Origin of the sequence: Roseixanthobacter glucoisosaccharinicivorans, assembly GCF_043195095.2 — a bacterium.
Classification (GTDB): Bacteria; Pseudomonadota; Alphaproteobacteria; order Rhizobiales; family Xanthobacteraceae; genus NCEH01.
In genome coordinates this window covers 1,488,475-1,502,161 of record NZ_CM195538.1, presented here as the reverse complement: position 1 = coordinate 1,502,161, position 13,687 = coordinate 1,488,475, and the positions used below count along the sequence as shown (strand labels likewise).

The following is a 13,687-nucleotide window of genomic DNA, read 5'->3' as shown; positions in this document are numbered from 1 at the left end:
AAATAGAAAAGCCGGGCTCCAGGGCCCGGCTTTTGTTTTGGTTTCGACCCTGATTACGGCCTCACACGAACCGGCACGCCGGTTCTCGAGGGCCTCAATCGTCGCGATAGACACGCTCGCGCCGCTCGTGTCGCTCCTGAGCTTCCACCGATAGCGTTGCAATCGGCCGGGCTTCCAGGCGCTTTAGCGAAATCGGCTCGCCGGTATCTTCGCAATAGCCGTAGCTCCCGTCCTCGATTCGGCCCAGGGCGGCATCGATCTTGGAGATCAGCTTGCGCTGGCGATCGCGCGCCCGCAGCTCGATCGAACGATCCGTCTCGGAAGACGCACGGTCCGCAAGGTCGGGGTGATTCTGGTTCTCGTCTTGAAGGTGCTGCAGCGTTTCACGCGCCTCCCGCAGGATATCGTCCTTCCAGGACAACAGCTTCAGCCGGAAATATTCCCGCTGGCGGTCGTTCATGAAGGGCTCGTCCTCGCGGGGGCGATAGTCCTGGTCGATTTGGACCGACATCAGCAATGTCCTCGATACAGCGTCGCTGATCCCCACCGGGTCGCCGCGCTTATATCCACCGCCTCGCCTCACGACAACCGCCATCAACGCCGGGGGCACTCGCCAGACAAACTCAAGCGCGGCGCGCTCGTTCCCCTCATGTACGTAAGTACCGCCAGGTAAGCCGCTGCGCCCTGGGGCGCGTCAGAGGCGGCTCACCACCAAGCCTTGCCGATGTTGAAGGTGTAGGCGAGGGAGACGCCTGCGGTGAACTGGTTGGCGCTCTGGGTCAGAGGCGAATCGGCGGCATCTCCAACCAGCCGGCCGTAGGTCCCGAACACGCCCGCGGTGAAGCCCCTGCCGAAATCCTTGGTCAGCTGCGCGGTCGCGCCCCAGGAATAAAGGCCGCTGCTGGCTTGATAGGGGGTCAAGGGATTGCCGAGGAAATTGGCGCTGAAGGCCTGGAACGGCGTGACTCCGAAATAAGCGTTCTGGTACGCGGAGGAGCCGAAGGCGAGGCGCGGGCCGATGGCGAAACGCCAGGTTTCATAGGGCACGATCACGTCCGCGCCGAGATCGCCGACCCAGCCCTCATAACCGCCAAAGCCATAGCGCAGCTCGCCGCGCAGGCGCAGCCAGTCAACCGGATACCATTCGGAAAAGCCACCGATTTCCAGCGAGGGGTCGAGGTTGCCGATGCCGTTCAGGCGGTCCGAATCATCCTCGTCCCGACCCCAGTCGATCCGGCCAACGGCGCCGATGCGGAATTTGCCGGTGTCGAACAGGGCGATCGAAGGATTGTCGTCCACACTGTGGAACGTGTTGAGTTCGCTCGCTTTTTCTATGCTGAAAATGAAGCCGGGACGGAATTCATAGGTCTCGCTGCCCGGGTATTGAGGTATGATATTGCCGGACCCGCCGATGGTCAGATACCAGTCTTCCTTCGGCTTGGCGGGGGCCGGCGCCATCAGGCCGGGTGCGACATCCGCGGCGGCGACGGGGCCGGAGGCGGCGATAAAAAGGCCCGTGGCACAGAGCGTTACGAAGGAAAGAAGGCGCGGCTCGGCCATGGTCCACCCAGTTTAAATCGAAGGATGCACCCTACCCCGCACCCTCCATTCGATTGGTGCCAAATATGTCACGCATGGGTAATTAACGCGCTCCTCGCGCGACTTACGCAGGCTTTTCGCTGCGGATAAGGTCAATGAATCCCAAACGTCCGTCGCATGAGCGTCAGGCGCTGGAAAATTCCACCGTGCTGACTTCCTGCCGGTCCGCGACCCGGGCGCGACGGCGCTCCCCCCGATCGGCGAGGCGGCCGGCCCAGTAGGCCGTCCAGCGCACGCCCGCGCCGAGGGCGCCCCAGGTGGAGGGCAGCGGCGGGGCGCCGAACAGGGTGATCCGGTCGTCGCGCTCGACGATGGCGTCGCCGATCAGGTCGGCGGCGAGGCTCACATTGGCGAGCGGATCCTGCCCGAGGGCAAGGGCATACCAGACGCCCGGCCGGTAGCGGCCGATCAGGGGCAGGCCGGAGGGTGCGCGCGCGGCGCGCCAGCCGAAGGCATGGCCCACCATGGCCGAGGCGAGGCGCGGATAGAGCACTCCGGCTTGGCGCCGCAACGCGCATGCGGCGGCGACCTCCCGGCCCTGATAGGTTGCGGTCGGAGCTGTGAAGGTGAGATGCCCGCCATCGAGGGCGAAGCGCACCGGCCGCGCGCCCGTCTCGCGCACGGCCGGGCCGCCATAGCCGCCCCCCGACACATGGAAGCTGCCGGTGACGAAGGTGGCCGGATAGACCGCCCGGGCGAGCCAGGGTGCCACCCGCCCCAGCCCGCGCGTGGCGCAGAAGATGGCATGGTCCGCCCGCACCCGCCCCGTCGCGAGCTGGATATATTTGCGCACGCCATCGAGATCGACGCTTTCGACCGGCGCACGCAGGAAACGGCGCACCCCCGCGGCGGCCGCGGCCTCGCCCAGCAGCCGGGCCAGCGGTCCCACGTCGAAGCGACGGGCATGGGAATCGAACAGCGCGCCGGAATACAGATCGGTGCCGATGCGCTCGAACAGGTCCGCCTCGCCCACACGCGAAAGCTCGGGAAGCCCGAGCACGTCGCGCGCGGCCGCCTCGTCCAGCAAATCGGCAAGCCCGGCGGGCCCGGGAACCAGCAATTCCCCCTCGCCCGTCTCCTCCAGGCGCAGCACGTCCAGCAGGCGCAGGGCGCTGCGGGCCGCGTCGGCGGAAAGATCATAAAGCGCCCGCGCCCGGTCCCGGTCGGCCCGCGCGCACAAGTCTGTGGCGGTCAGATCGAGGCCGGCGGCGACGACGCTCTCCTGCCGCCCGGCTTCCGGCGCCTTGGTCTCCAGCAACACCACCGAGCGGCCGCGCAGGGCCAGGACCAGCGCAATCCAAAGCCCGGGCGTGCCGTCGCCAATGACGCAGACATCGCAATCGAGATCGCCCCGCACCGCAGGCAGGGGCTCGGCCGGGGCGATGCCCGGCCCGGTCGCGCGCACGGCCGTGCTCATGGTGCCGAAAGGGTCATGGTGCCCCCATTCCCGTTTTCAGAAGTCCCGCCTTCAAATCTCCAACGTCGGTGCCACCCCTTAGATAAGGGCAAGAAGGTGGCATAAATCCAACAAGGATAAGGCGTAGCATTGCCTTACGCCGGGTCCAAGGGGCGATCACGAACCAACGGTATCATGTGGCTGCCGAGCGAGAATCGGTGACGGAAATGCCCTATTATGGTATTTTAACACCTCTGCGACGGAGCGGCATTCCCCACCGGAGGTCAGTGCCAAGATGACAGCGTCTGCAAGACACATTCGTCGTGCACGGGCTTGACCCGTGCATCCACGCCGCCCCGCTCGCTCCAGCATTTCAAGCATCGTGAGGCCGGCACCGCGTGGATGGCCGGGGCGCGCCCGGCCATGACGCACGAAGGGCGATGCGCGAGGGAAGCAGGAAAAGGGCGCGCATCCGCTGTCGGATGCCTCTCCACATTCCGTGAATTTAAAGCTGCGCCGAAGGCGCGCGATTGGTCGCTCAGGGCCGGTTGATACCGCGATCCGCCAGCACGTCGTCCACCTTGCGAGCCAATTGGTCCAGAGTGAAGGGCTTCGGCAGGAAGGCCACGCCATGGTCGAGAATGCCGTTATGCACCACGGCGTTGCGGGTATAGCCGGTGGTGTAGAGGATCCTCAGGCCGGACCGCGCGGCAGCCGCCTTTTCCGCCAGCTGCCGGCCGGTCATGTCGGGCATGACGATATCGGTGAAGAGGAGGTCGATGCGCGGCTGGAGAACCAATTGCTCCATCGCCTGATTGCCGCTGCTCGCCTGCACCACGGTGTAGCCCAGCTCGCGCAGGGCATCGACGCTCATGTGGCGCACGTTCTCCTCGTCCTCCACCACCAGGATGGTGATCTCGGGGCGACCCTGCGGCAGATCCCCTTCGCTCCTGCTCGTGCTTCCCGCCATGGCCAGTTCGCCAACCAGGCGTGGCAGGTACAGCTTCACGGTCGTGCCCTGGCCGATTTCCGAATAGATCTTCACATGGCCGCCGGACTGCTTGACGAAACCGTACACCTGGCTGAGGCCGAGGCCAGTGCCACGGCCCACGCCCTTGGTGGTGTAGAAGGGATCGAACGCCCGCTCGATCACGTCCGGCCCCATCCCGGTGCCGGTGTCGGAAACGCTCACGAGCACATATTGGCCCGCGGTCACCTCCGTATGGTTGCGGGCATAGCGCTCGTCCAGGTCGGTATTGGCGGTCTCGATGGTGAGCCGGCCGCCGTCGGGCATGGCGTCGCGCGCATTCACCGCCAGATTGACGATGGCATTCTCCAATTGCGCGGGATCGGCAAATGCGCGCCAGAGCCCGCCGGCCAGCACGGTTTCCACCTGAATGGTCTCGCCGAGCGTGCGCCGCAGCAGCTCGGACATGCCGCCGACCAGCTTGTTGGCATCCACCGGCTGGGGCTCCAGCGGCTGCTGGCGCGAGAAGGCGAGCAACCGCGCCGTGAGCGCGGCGGCGCGCTGGGCCCCCTCCAGCGCATTGGCGAGGCAGGTGTGCACCAATTCATGCTCCGCGCCGGTCAGCCGACGGCGCGCGATATCCAGCGAGCCGATGACGATCGCCAGCATATTATTAAAATCATGTGCGATTCCTCCCGTCAGCTGGCCGATCGCCTCGGTCTTCTGCATCTGGCGGATCTGCGCTTCGGCGATGAATCGCTCGGTCATTTCCTGCTGCAGTTCGCTGGTGCGCGCGGCAATCCGCGCCTCCAGCTCCGCATTCAGGCGCCGCAGCGCCTCCTCACTCGATTTCCAGCGCTGGAGCGTGGCCATCACGCTGCTGGCCAGGGCGACAATGAGCAGTGCGGTCAAGGCATAGAACAGCATGCCGAGATAGCCGGACGGCCAGTCCAGCCCGAACCCGTCCTGCGGGGTGACCAGATAATAGGCCACCATCAGGCCGCCCATCAGCGCCGCCAGCATCCCCGGCCAAAAGCCGCCGAGAAACGCCGCCAGGCAGATCGCCGGGATGAAAGTGATGAACGGATAGCCCGAGAAGACATCGCCGGCGGCCAGCCGTATCATCAAGGCGAGGGCGCTGAGCAACACCGCGAGCAAATATGCGAGCCAGGGGCGCGCGCGCACGGCCTCGGATAGCCCAGCGAATGTCATCGAGCGCCCGTCCCCCGCCGCCGCCGCTCTGCGCGACGCAGCACAGATTATTCAGGATCGAGACAAAAGTCTCGCCCTAGCTTGATACCTGTTGCGGGAGGGTGGGTCATCGCCCGTGCCAGCCGGTCTGCGCACCGACCGATCGCCGCACTGCACCAACGGACCCCGCGTGATAAGGTGCGAATCCTCGCCACGCCCCGGATGGTTCATGCGCCGCCTCATTCTGCTTCGCCACGCGAAATCCGATTGGCCCGAGGGCATTGTCGATGCCGAGCGCCCGCTCGCCCAGCGCGGGCGCGCGGCGGCTCCGGTGATCGGGTCCTACATGGCCGCGCAGGATCTGGTGCCCGACCGGGTGCTGATTTCGCCCGCCCGCCGGACCCGCGAGACCTGGCAATTGGTCGCCCCCGCCCTGCCCGCTTCCCTCAGCGTGGCCAGCGAGCCGCGCCTCTATGACGCCAGCGTCAGCCGCATTCTCTCCGTGCTGCGCGAACAGCCGCGCGAAATCCACCGGCTGATGCTGGTGGGGCACAATCCCGGCCTGGAAGAAATCGCCGATGTCCTGACCGACCAGGGCCCGGCGGCCACACGTGCCCTGATGGCGGAAAAATTCCCCACCGGCGCGCTGGCGATCATCGACCTGCCCATCGACGACTGGGCCGACGTGATGCCGCAGACCGGCCGGCTCGACCGCTTCGTCACCCCGCGCTCGCTGATGCTGGAGATGTAGCGCCTTGGCCATGGGCCTGCTCGATGAAGCCTGGATCGGCCTGCGCGCGGTCGCGGACCGGTTCGAGGACCTTGCTCATCCCACCTTGCGCCTGGGCGTCACCGGGCTTGCGCGCTCGGGCAAGACCATCTTCACCACCGCGCTGATCCATGCCCTGATGCACGGCGGCCGGCTGCCGGTGTTCGAGGCCATGAATTCCGGCCGCATCGCCGGCGCGCGCCTCGCGCCCCAGCCTGACGACGCGGTGCCGCGCTTTCCCTATGAGGACCATCTGGCGCGGCTCGCCACGCAGCGCGAGTGGCCGGCCTCCACCACCCGCATCAGCGAATTGCGGCTGGAGATTTCCTACGCGCCTCTCAAGGGCGGCATGCGGCGCCTCACGCTCGATCTCGTGGATTATCCCGGCGAATGGCTGCTGGACCTGCCGTTGCTGGACATGAGCTATGCCGATTTCTGCCGGCAGGCGCTGGAGCTGGCGCGCGCCCCGGCCCGCCTGCCCTATGCCGGGGCGCTGCTGGCCGCGCTCGCCGCCGCCGATCCCGCGGGGCCGGCGGACGAGACCAAGGCGCGCGAGCTCGCGGCCGTCTTCACCGCCTATCTCGCCGCTTGCCGGGGCGAGCGGGTGGGCATGAGCCTGCTGCCGCCGGGCCGTTTCCTCATGCCGGGGGACCTGGAAGGCTCCCCGGCGCTGACCTTCGCGCCGCTCGATCTGGCGGACGGCGCGGCGCTGCCCGCCGGCGCGCTCGGCGCCATGATGGAGCGGCGGTTCCAATCCTACAAAAGCGCGGTGGTGCGCCCCTTCTTCCGCGATCATTTCGCCCGGCTCGACCGGCAGATCGTGCTGGTGGACGCGCTGTCCGCGCTCAATGCCGGGCCTGCGGCCCTCGCCGACCTGGAGCGGGCGCTGGATTCGATCTTGGTGGCGTTCCGCGTGGGCCGCAACAGCCTGATCAGCGCCCTGCTGCGCCCGCGCATCGAGAAAGTGCTGTTCGCCGCCACCAAGGCCGACCATCTCCACCGCGCCAGCCACGACCGGCTGGAAGCGATTCTGCGGCGGCTCGTGGAGCGCGCGCTCTCCCGCGCCCAGGAAGGTGGGGCGCGCATTGATGTCGCCGCGCTCGCCGCCATCCGCGCCACCCGCGAGGCCGATGTTTCCAAGGGCGGACGCAGCATCGCCGCCATCATCGGCACGCCGGAGGCCGGGCAGGAAGCCGGCGGGCAAGTGTTCGACGGCAGCAGCGAGGTGGCGCTGTTTCCCGGCGCGCTGCCGGCCGATCCCGACGCGCTGTTCGCCGCCGAGGGCGCGGCTTTTCGCGGGCTGGCGAGCGGGCCGGACAGCGAGGCGGATTTCCGCTTCCTGCGCTTCCGCCCGCCCGCCGGCATTGGCGCGACCAGCCCGCTGCCCCATATACGCCTCGACCGCGCGCTCCAGTTCCTGCTGGGCGACCGGCTGAAGTGAGATCAGGCGCCTACATGCCAGAACCGCACAACGACCGGCACCGGCCCGAAAATGCCCGGCCCCAGGTGTTCCGCCTGGACGAGGCCGGCATCGTCGTGACCGAGGCGCCGGCGCCCATGGACGAGGCAGACGAGATCGTCGCGCCAATCCCGCCCGCGCGGCGCAAGGGCTTCTCGCTCGGTGCCTTGTTCTGGACCGCCCTCGGCGGGCTCGCGAGCCTCGGCATCGGCCTTGCGGTGACACGGCTGATCGAAGATCTGTTCGCGCAGACCCAGGCGCTCGGCTATCTCGGCCTGGCGCTGGCGGGCCTGCTGGCGGTGACGGTGGCGGCGATCATCGGCCGCGAGATCGCCGGGCTGATGCGCTTTTCCAGCCTGGATTCCATTCGCGAACGCGCGGTGCTCGCACTCGCCACCGACGACCGCCCGCTCGCCGAGGCGGTGACGCACGATTTGCTCGGCATCTCCAAGGAAATGCCCGTGCTCGCCCGCGCGCGCGCCGATCTCTCCTCGCATCTCGGCGCGATCATCGACGGGGCGGATCTGGTGCAGCTCACCGAGCGCACGCTGATGGCCCCGCTCGACGCACGGGCGCGGCAGCTGGTTTCCGACACGGCCAAGCGGGTGTCGGTGGTGACCGCCGTTTCACCGCGCGCGGTGGTGGACCTGCTGTTCGTGCTCTACAGCGCCTTCGTGCTGATCCGCCGGCTGGCGGAACTCTATGGCGGGCGCCCCGGCGCGCTCGGCATGCTGCGGCTGGTGCGCCACGTGCTGAGCCACCTCGCCGTGACCGGCGGGATGGCGGCCGGCGATACGCTGGTGCAGGAATTGGTGGGCTCGGGCATCGCGGCGCGCCTCTCGGCGCGGCTCGGCGAAGGGGTGGTGAACGGCCTGCTCACAGCCCGCCTCGGCCTCGCCGCGATCGCGGTGACCCGCCCCCTGCCCTTCACCGCCTTGCCCGCGCCCCGCGTCGCCGATGTGGCGGCGGGGCTGATGAAGAAGGCGCAGGAAGACCAGGTGCGCCCTCAGCTCGGCAGCAGGCGCACCGGCAAGGCCGAGGGCGAATAAGGCTCCGGCCGGTTGCGCCACAGCATCTCCCAGAGCGGCCAGGCCAGCAGGGGGCACAGCACCAGGATCAGCGCGCCCACGGTCCAGTCGGCGTTGCCCAGCGCGCTCGCCAGCACCGCCATCAGTCCGAGCGCGGTGATAACAGCCAGACCGCTCATGAGCCACCAGCGCCAGGGCGACAGCCCGCCGTCGAACACGATGCCGGGCGCATAGGGACGCAACGCTCCGTGCAGGGCGGCGACGAAGGCCGCATAGGCCTTGCGGTGATCATCCACATTGGTGATGGAGGTCCGCGACAGGGAGCCGATGGTGAGCTTCACACCCCCCTTGCCGTGAATCACGGTCTCGAAATTGGGCGAAGCCAATTGCCCGGGATGATAGCTCAGCCGCACTCGCGCCACGTCGCGCAGATGAAGCACGCCGGAGCGCGCGCCCACCGCCCAATGCAGCACTTCGCCATCGAGACGGAAGCGTGAGCCCGAGCCGATCAGGCGCGGCCGGAAACTGTAGATCAGTCCCTCTTCCGGCGGCGGCGCGCCGTCCGCTGGACCCGTGCCGAAGGAAAGGCCGGTGGATGTCGTCAAGGCAAACCTCGCGAAAGCTCAAGCGTGCGGACACGGCATGACGTTAAGTCACATCGTGCGCCAGGGTACAATATTGCGGCTTGAGGTCCACCAGGGGCGTGCCGTCGATGCAATCGAGCCCGCGCACCAGCACGCTCAGCCCCTCGCGGGCGACGAATAGCACCACCGAGGAGGCGATGGGGTTCGGCCGCACCGGCGAGCGCAGCGCGAAGGTGCCGGAGGCCGCACTGGCGCGGCGGGGCATCTGCAACACAAGGTCGCGCCGGGCCTGGTCCATGAAATAGAGCACCTGCAGCCGCGGCTCGCGCCCGACGCCTTCGAGCGCGGCTTCCCAGCGCGGGTCGATCTCCAGCCGGCAGATGGGGCCGTCCTCGCCGCCGCGCTTGGGGCAATCCTCCCGCCGCGCCCAGGGCGTGCGGATGCGGCCGATGAAATAAAGCCCGGCGTCGAAAGCCGGCGGCAGCGCGACCGCGATCTCTCCCGGGCGGATCCCCGCGTCATCCTCGGACGGTGCAGGCGCGGCCGCGCTTTCGGTTGAAAGGGAACTCATGCTTTATCCTCGGCAGACCCGCGTTCGCGGCAAACCCGCCGTGATGATAGACCCACCTGCCCGCTGCCGCCATGCGGCGCCCTTGCCCCCCGGCGCCGCCATGCGGCGCCACCTGTCCCCCGCGCCGCCATGCGGCGCCCTTGTGCCCGGAGACCTCCCGATGCAGCCGTCCCGCGACCTCGCCCGCCTCGTGGAGATCATGGCCGCGCTGCGCACGCCGGGCACCGGCTGCCCCTGGGACCTGGAGCAGGATTTCTCCACCATCGCCCCCTATACCATCGAGGAAGCCTATGAGGTGGCGGACGCCATCGCCCGCAACGACATGGCGGACCTGCCCGACGAACTGGGCGACCTGCTGCTTCAGGTGGTGTTCCATTCCCGGCTCGGCGAGGAGCAGGGCCTGTTTGATCTGGGCGACGTGGTGGAGGCCATCACCTCCAAGCTCATCCGCCGCCATCCTCATGTGTTCGGCGATGCGCGCGATCTGGGCCCGCAGGCCGTGAAGGCCCTGTGGGGGGAGATCAAGGCGCAGGAAAAGGCCGAGCGCGCCCGGCGCCGCGCTGCCGCCGGCCTTCCCGCCGAGGATGACGGACGCACGCTCGACGGCGTGCCCGTGGGCCTGCCGGCACTGACGCGCGCGCTGAAGCTGCAGGAAAAGGCCGGCAGGGTAGGCTTCGACTGGAACGATGCGCGGCAGGTGCTGGCCAAGATCCGCGAGGAGACCGACGAGGTCGCCGAGGCGCTCGATGCCGGCGGCCCGGAGGCCATCAAGGACGAGATCGGCGATCTTCTGTTCGCGCTGGTAAACCTTGCCCGCCATGCCGGCGTGGACCCGGAAGCGGCCTTGCGCGGCACCAATGAGAAATTCTCCCGCCGCTTCGCCTTCGTGGAAGACCGGCTCGCCGAGGCGGGGCGCACCCCGAGGGAGGCGAGCCTGGATGAGATGGAAGCCTTGTGGGTGGCGGCGAAGGGCATCGAGCGGGAGGTGTGAGCACGGCGCGGCTGGCGGATTCCCGGCGGCGTCCTACCTAAGATAGGCGTCGATAATCCGCGCCTCCTCGCGAAGCACGTCCGCCTGCGCCAACTGGCCGACGCCCGCCATCTCCGCCGCCGCCGCATGTCGCGCGGCGATTTCCAACTCGAGAAGACGCCTGACCGCATCGGCGGTCAGCGACAGCCGGGGCACTTCCACCGAAGGGTCCCCGAAGTCGCGCACCACATAGGTTTTATGCTCGGACGCGAGCGGCACCGCCTGGGCATTGTCCAGTTCACTCACGAGCAGGCGCAGCACACGCACGCGAACCGGCTCTCGGGCGACCATTGCGTCGCGAAGGTCCTTGCGTAGGCGCACCTTCAACGCCTCGGCTTCGTCAGCCACGTCGTCTCCGCTCATCCCGGTCGCTTCGCCTGCGCGCGGCCGCTTCCGGCTTGGCCGCCGCCGCGCGCCTCCATTCACATCTGATGGACGCGCCCCGCGCCGAACCGCCGCGTCACCAGGGGCGCGCGCTCGGGCAGGATGCGCAAAGCGAAATGCATCACGCCGTCCTCATCGGTGCGGCGCTCCAGCACTTCCCCGTGGCGGTAGAGCCAGCCCTGGCCCTCGCCGTCGTCGGCGGCCACCGTCACGTCCAGTGTCACACGGCCGGCAGTGATCTGGCGTTCCACCACATCCAGGAGGTCCGACGTGCCGGCGCCGGTGAGGGCGGAGACCAGGATCGGCCGGTCTGCCAGATCGCTGCGCGCGGCGGTGTTCTCCATCGCCTCGCGGGCTTCCTGCGAAAGCAGGTCGATCTTGTTCCACACTTCCAGCACGCGCCCGCTGGCCTCGATGTCGATGCCGAGGTCGGTGAGCACGTCCTTCACATCGTCCGCCTGCGCCTGGCTGTCGGGGTGGGAGACGTCGCGCACGTGGAGGATCACGTCCGCCTCGATCACCTCTTCCAGCGTCGCACGGAAGGCCGCGACCAGCTGGGTCGGCAGGTCAGAGATGAAGCCCACGGTATCGGACAGAATGATCCGCGTGCCGTGCGGCAGGTCCACCGCCCGCAGGGTCGGATCAAGGGTCGCGAACAACAGGTCCTGCGCCATCACTTCCGACCGGGTGAGGCGGTTGAACAGCGTGGATTTGCCCGCATTGGTATATCCCACCAATGCAACCACGGGATAGGGCACGCGCTTGCGACTTGTGCGGTGCAGCGCGCGGGTGCGCTTCACCTGTTCGAGATCGCGCTCGATGCGGATGATGCGCTCCCCGATCTGCCGGCGGTCGGCCTCGATCTGGGTTTCACCGGGACCGCCGAGGAAGCCGAAGCCGCCGCGCTGGCGCTCCAGATGGGTCCAGGACCGCACGAGGCGCGAGCGCTGGTAATTCAGATGGGCGAGTTCCACCTGAAGCGTGCCTTCCTTGGTGCGGGCACGGCTGCCGAAGATTTCCAGGATCAAGGCGGTACGATCCACCACCTTGGTGGACCACGCCTTTTCCAGATTGCGTTGCTGCACGGGGGAGAGCGCGGCATCGAAGAAGACGAGGCCGATCTCTTCCGCCTGCACGATGCCGGCGATTTCATCCACCTTGCCGGAGCCGAGATAAGTGGCGGGCTTCACTTCCGCCAAAGGCACGAGGCCGCGATAGACCACATCGAGGTCGATCGCCATGGCAAGGCCCACCGCCTCGTCGAGCCGCGCTTCAGGGGAACGGCGCTCGTGCGCCGCACCCTTCTGCGTCCACCGGGCCCGGTTGGATGAAAACGGCGTGATGACAGCGCATCGGGTCGGCGGGGCCTGGCGTTCAACGCTTTTTGCCCCAACCTTCGATGCGCCCCGTTCGTCCTTATGCTCCACGTATCGTTACGCCTTCTCCGCCGCGACCTCGTCGGTCGGGTCAAACAATTGCACGGGATGACCGGGCATGATGGTCGAAATCGCGTGCTTGTAGACAAGCTGAGAGTGGCCGTCGCGCCGCAGCAGGACGCAAAAATTATCGAACCACGTCACCACACCTTGCAACTTCACCCCGTTCACCAAAAAGATCGTGAGGGGAGTCTTGTTCTTGCGGACGTGATTGAGGAATGTGTCCTGCAGGTTTTGTGTCCGTTCCGCCGCCATTTTCGTATCCGTTTCTTTCGGCGTTGCCCCGCCCTACCCGACGCGAAGCAGCGATCGAAGGGCGGGAGTTAGCAGCCTAGGATGGCACAGCGAGAAATCGGTGCAACTGCAATTTTTGCCCCGCAGCATCAGCATATTGTGCTGCATCAAGCGGAGGCCTCGGCGAAATTGTGGAACTCGGCCCGCAGATTGCGTGCGACAGGGCCCACCGCACCGTCGCCGACGGGCGTTTCGTCGATCCGCACCACCGGCGTGACAAGGGAGGTCGCGGAGGTGATGAAGGCCTCTTTCGCCGCGCGTGCCTCATCCAGCGTGAAGGCGCGTTCCTCAACCCGAAGCTGCATCGCCGCCGCCACTTCCATCACCACCGCCCGGGTGATGCCGCGCAGGATGCCGTGCTCCGCCGGACGCGTGACGAGCGCGCCATCCTGCGTGACGATCCAGGCATTGGTGGACGCGCCCTCGGTGACGCAGCCGTTCGCGTCCACGAACCAGGCCTCGGTCGCGCCCGCTTCGCGCGCCGCCTGCTTGGCCAGCACGTTCGGCAACAGGCCGACGGTCTTGATGTCCACCCGGTCCCAGCGGTTTTCCGGCAAGGTGATGACTTTGATGCCGGCGGCAGCCACGGCATCGCTCTTAGCGAAATTGGCCGAGCGGGCCGTGACGACGATGCTCGGCGGCACGCTGGCGGCGGGAAAGCCATGGTCGCGCCGCGCGACGCCGCGCGTCACCTGAAGATAGACCAGCCCGTCGCGCACCAGGTTGCGCCGCACGGTCTCGCGCAGCACCGTCGCGAGCGCCGCCCGCGACATGGGGGCGGCGATGCGCAATTCCTTCAAGGAGCGATCCAGCCGGTCGAGATGACGGCGCTCGTCGATCAATTTGCCGCCGCGCACTTCGCAGACTTCATACACGCCGTCGCCGAACTGATAGCCGCGATCCTCCACATGCACGGAAGCGTCGCGGTGGGGCACATAGCGGCCGTTCACATAGGCAATGCGGGACATGGCGGAATTCG

14 protein-coding genes are annotated in these 13,687 nt (G+C 67.7%); 4 read left to right on the top strand and 10 right to left on the bottom strand.

Going from position 1 to position 13,687, the window contains the following annotated elements:
• Nucleotides 1-94: 94 nt before the first annotated feature.
• The 4 genes from dksA to V5F78_RS06630 form a co-directional block, all read right to left on the bottom strand.
• Nucleotides 95-511, bottom strand: coding sequence for an RNA polymerase-binding protein DksA (dksA, locus tag V5F78_RS06645; protein ID WP_394069316.1), 417 nt, complete (start codon nt 509-511; stop codon nt 95-97).
• 194 nt (nt 512-705) lie between these two features.
• On the bottom strand, nt 706-1,560 hold the full coding sequence (locus tag V5F78_RS06640) for a MipA/OmpV family protein (protein WP_394069314.1): 855 nt from the start codon (nt 1,558-1,560) through the stop codon (nt 706-708).
• A 163-nt stretch (nt 1,561-1,723) separates the two neighbouring features.
• Nucleotides 1,724-3,016 carry an NAD(P)/FAD-dependent oxidoreductase gene (locus V5F78_RS06635; RefSeq protein ID WP_394069312.1) on the bottom strand — a complete coding sequence of 431 codons (1,293 nt, stop codon included), beginning with the start codon at nt 3,014-3,016 and terminating at the stop codon, nt 1,724-1,726.
• 517 nt (nt 3,017-3,533) lie between these two features.
• Nucleotides 3,534-5,174: an ATP-binding protein gene (locus tag V5F78_RS06630; protein ID WP_394069310.1), complete on the bottom strand. Its 1,641-nt coding sequence runs from the start codon at nt 5,172-5,174 to the stop codon at nt 3,534-3,536.
• Between the two features lie 208 nt (nt 5,175-5,382).
• On the opposite strand from V5F78_RS06630, the gene V5F78_RS06625 reads away from it, so the two are divergent.
• Genes V5F78_RS06625 through V5F78_RS06615 form a run of 3 tightly spaced genes read left to right on the top strand, consistent with a single transcriptional unit; the run spans nt 5,383 to nt 8,430 of the window.
• Nucleotides 5,383-5,904 carry a SixA phosphatase family protein gene (locus V5F78_RS06625; protein ID WP_394069308.1) on the top strand — a complete coding sequence of 174 codons (522 nt, stop codon included), beginning with the start codon at nt 5,383-5,385 and terminating at the stop codon, nt 5,902-5,904.
• A gap of 10 nt (nt 5,905-5,914) precedes the next feature.
• Nucleotides 5,915-7,363, top strand: coding sequence for a YcjX family GTP-binding protein (locus V5F78_RS06620; protein ID WP_394069568.1), 1,449 nt, complete (start codon nt 5,915-5,917; stop codon nt 7,361-7,363).
• A 14-nt stretch (nt 7,364-7,377) separates the two neighbouring features.
• Entirely contained in the window at nt 7,378-8,430 is a 1,053-nt protein-coding gene (locus V5F78_RS06615) for a YcjF family protein (RefSeq protein WP_394069306.1), read from the top strand.
• Here V5F78_RS06615 and V5F78_RS06610 read toward each other — a convergent pair.
• Both V5F78_RS06610 and V5F78_RS06605 read right to left on the bottom strand, forming a co-directional pair.
• Nucleotides 8,388-9,014, bottom strand: coding sequence for a hypothetical protein (locus V5F78_RS06610; RefSeq protein ID WP_394069304.1), 627 nt, complete (start codon nt 9,012-9,014; stop codon nt 8,388-8,390). The genes V5F78_RS06615 and V5F78_RS06610 overlap by 43 nt on opposite strands.
• Nucleotides 9,015-9,057: 43 nt before the next feature.
• A complete protein-coding gene (locus V5F78_RS06605) occupies nt 9,058-9,564 on the bottom strand; it encodes an SAM-dependent methyltransferase (RefSeq protein ID WP_394069302.1) in 507 nt (168 codons plus the stop codon).
• Between the two features lie 160 nt (nt 9,565-9,724).
• Here V5F78_RS06605 and mazG point away from each other — a divergent pair, with 160 nt between their 5' ends.
• The gene (gene mazG, locus V5F78_RS06600) at nt 9,725-10,555 is read left to right on the top strand and encodes a nucleoside triphosphate pyrophosphohydrolase (RefSeq protein WP_394069300.1); all 831 of its coding nucleotides are present in this window, start codon (nt 9,725-9,727) and stop codon (nt 10,553-10,555) included.
• A gap of 33 nt (nt 10,556-10,588) precedes the next feature.
• Here mazG and V5F78_RS06595 read toward each other — a convergent pair whose 3' ends face one another.
• The 4 genes from V5F78_RS06595 to V5F78_RS06580 form a co-directional block, all read right to left on the bottom strand.
• Nucleotides 10,589-10,942, bottom strand: coding sequence for a hypothetical protein (locus V5F78_RS06595; RefSeq protein ID WP_394069298.1), 354 nt, complete (start codon nt 10,940-10,942; stop codon nt 10,589-10,591).
• 74 nt (nt 10,943-11,016) lie between these two features.
• Nucleotides 11,017-12,405 (bottom strand): GTPase HflX, encoded by a 1,389-nt coding sequence (gene hflX, locus V5F78_RS06590; protein ID WP_394069296.1) that lies wholly within the window; start codon nt 12,403-12,405, stop codon nt 11,017-11,019.
• A gap of 6 nt (nt 12,406-12,411) precedes the next feature.
• The gene (gene hfq / locus V5F78_RS06585) at nt 12,412-12,669 is read right to left on the bottom strand and encodes an RNA chaperone Hfq (protein WP_348844899.1); all 258 of its coding nucleotides are present in this window, start codon (nt 12,667-12,669) and stop codon (nt 12,412-12,414) included.
• Between the two features lie 146 nt (nt 12,670-12,815).
• Entirely contained in the window at nt 12,816-13,676 is an 861-nt protein-coding gene (locus V5F78_RS06580) for a D-amino-acid transaminase (RefSeq protein ID WP_394069294.1), read from the bottom strand.
• Nucleotides 13,677-13,687: the final 11 nt, after the last annotated feature.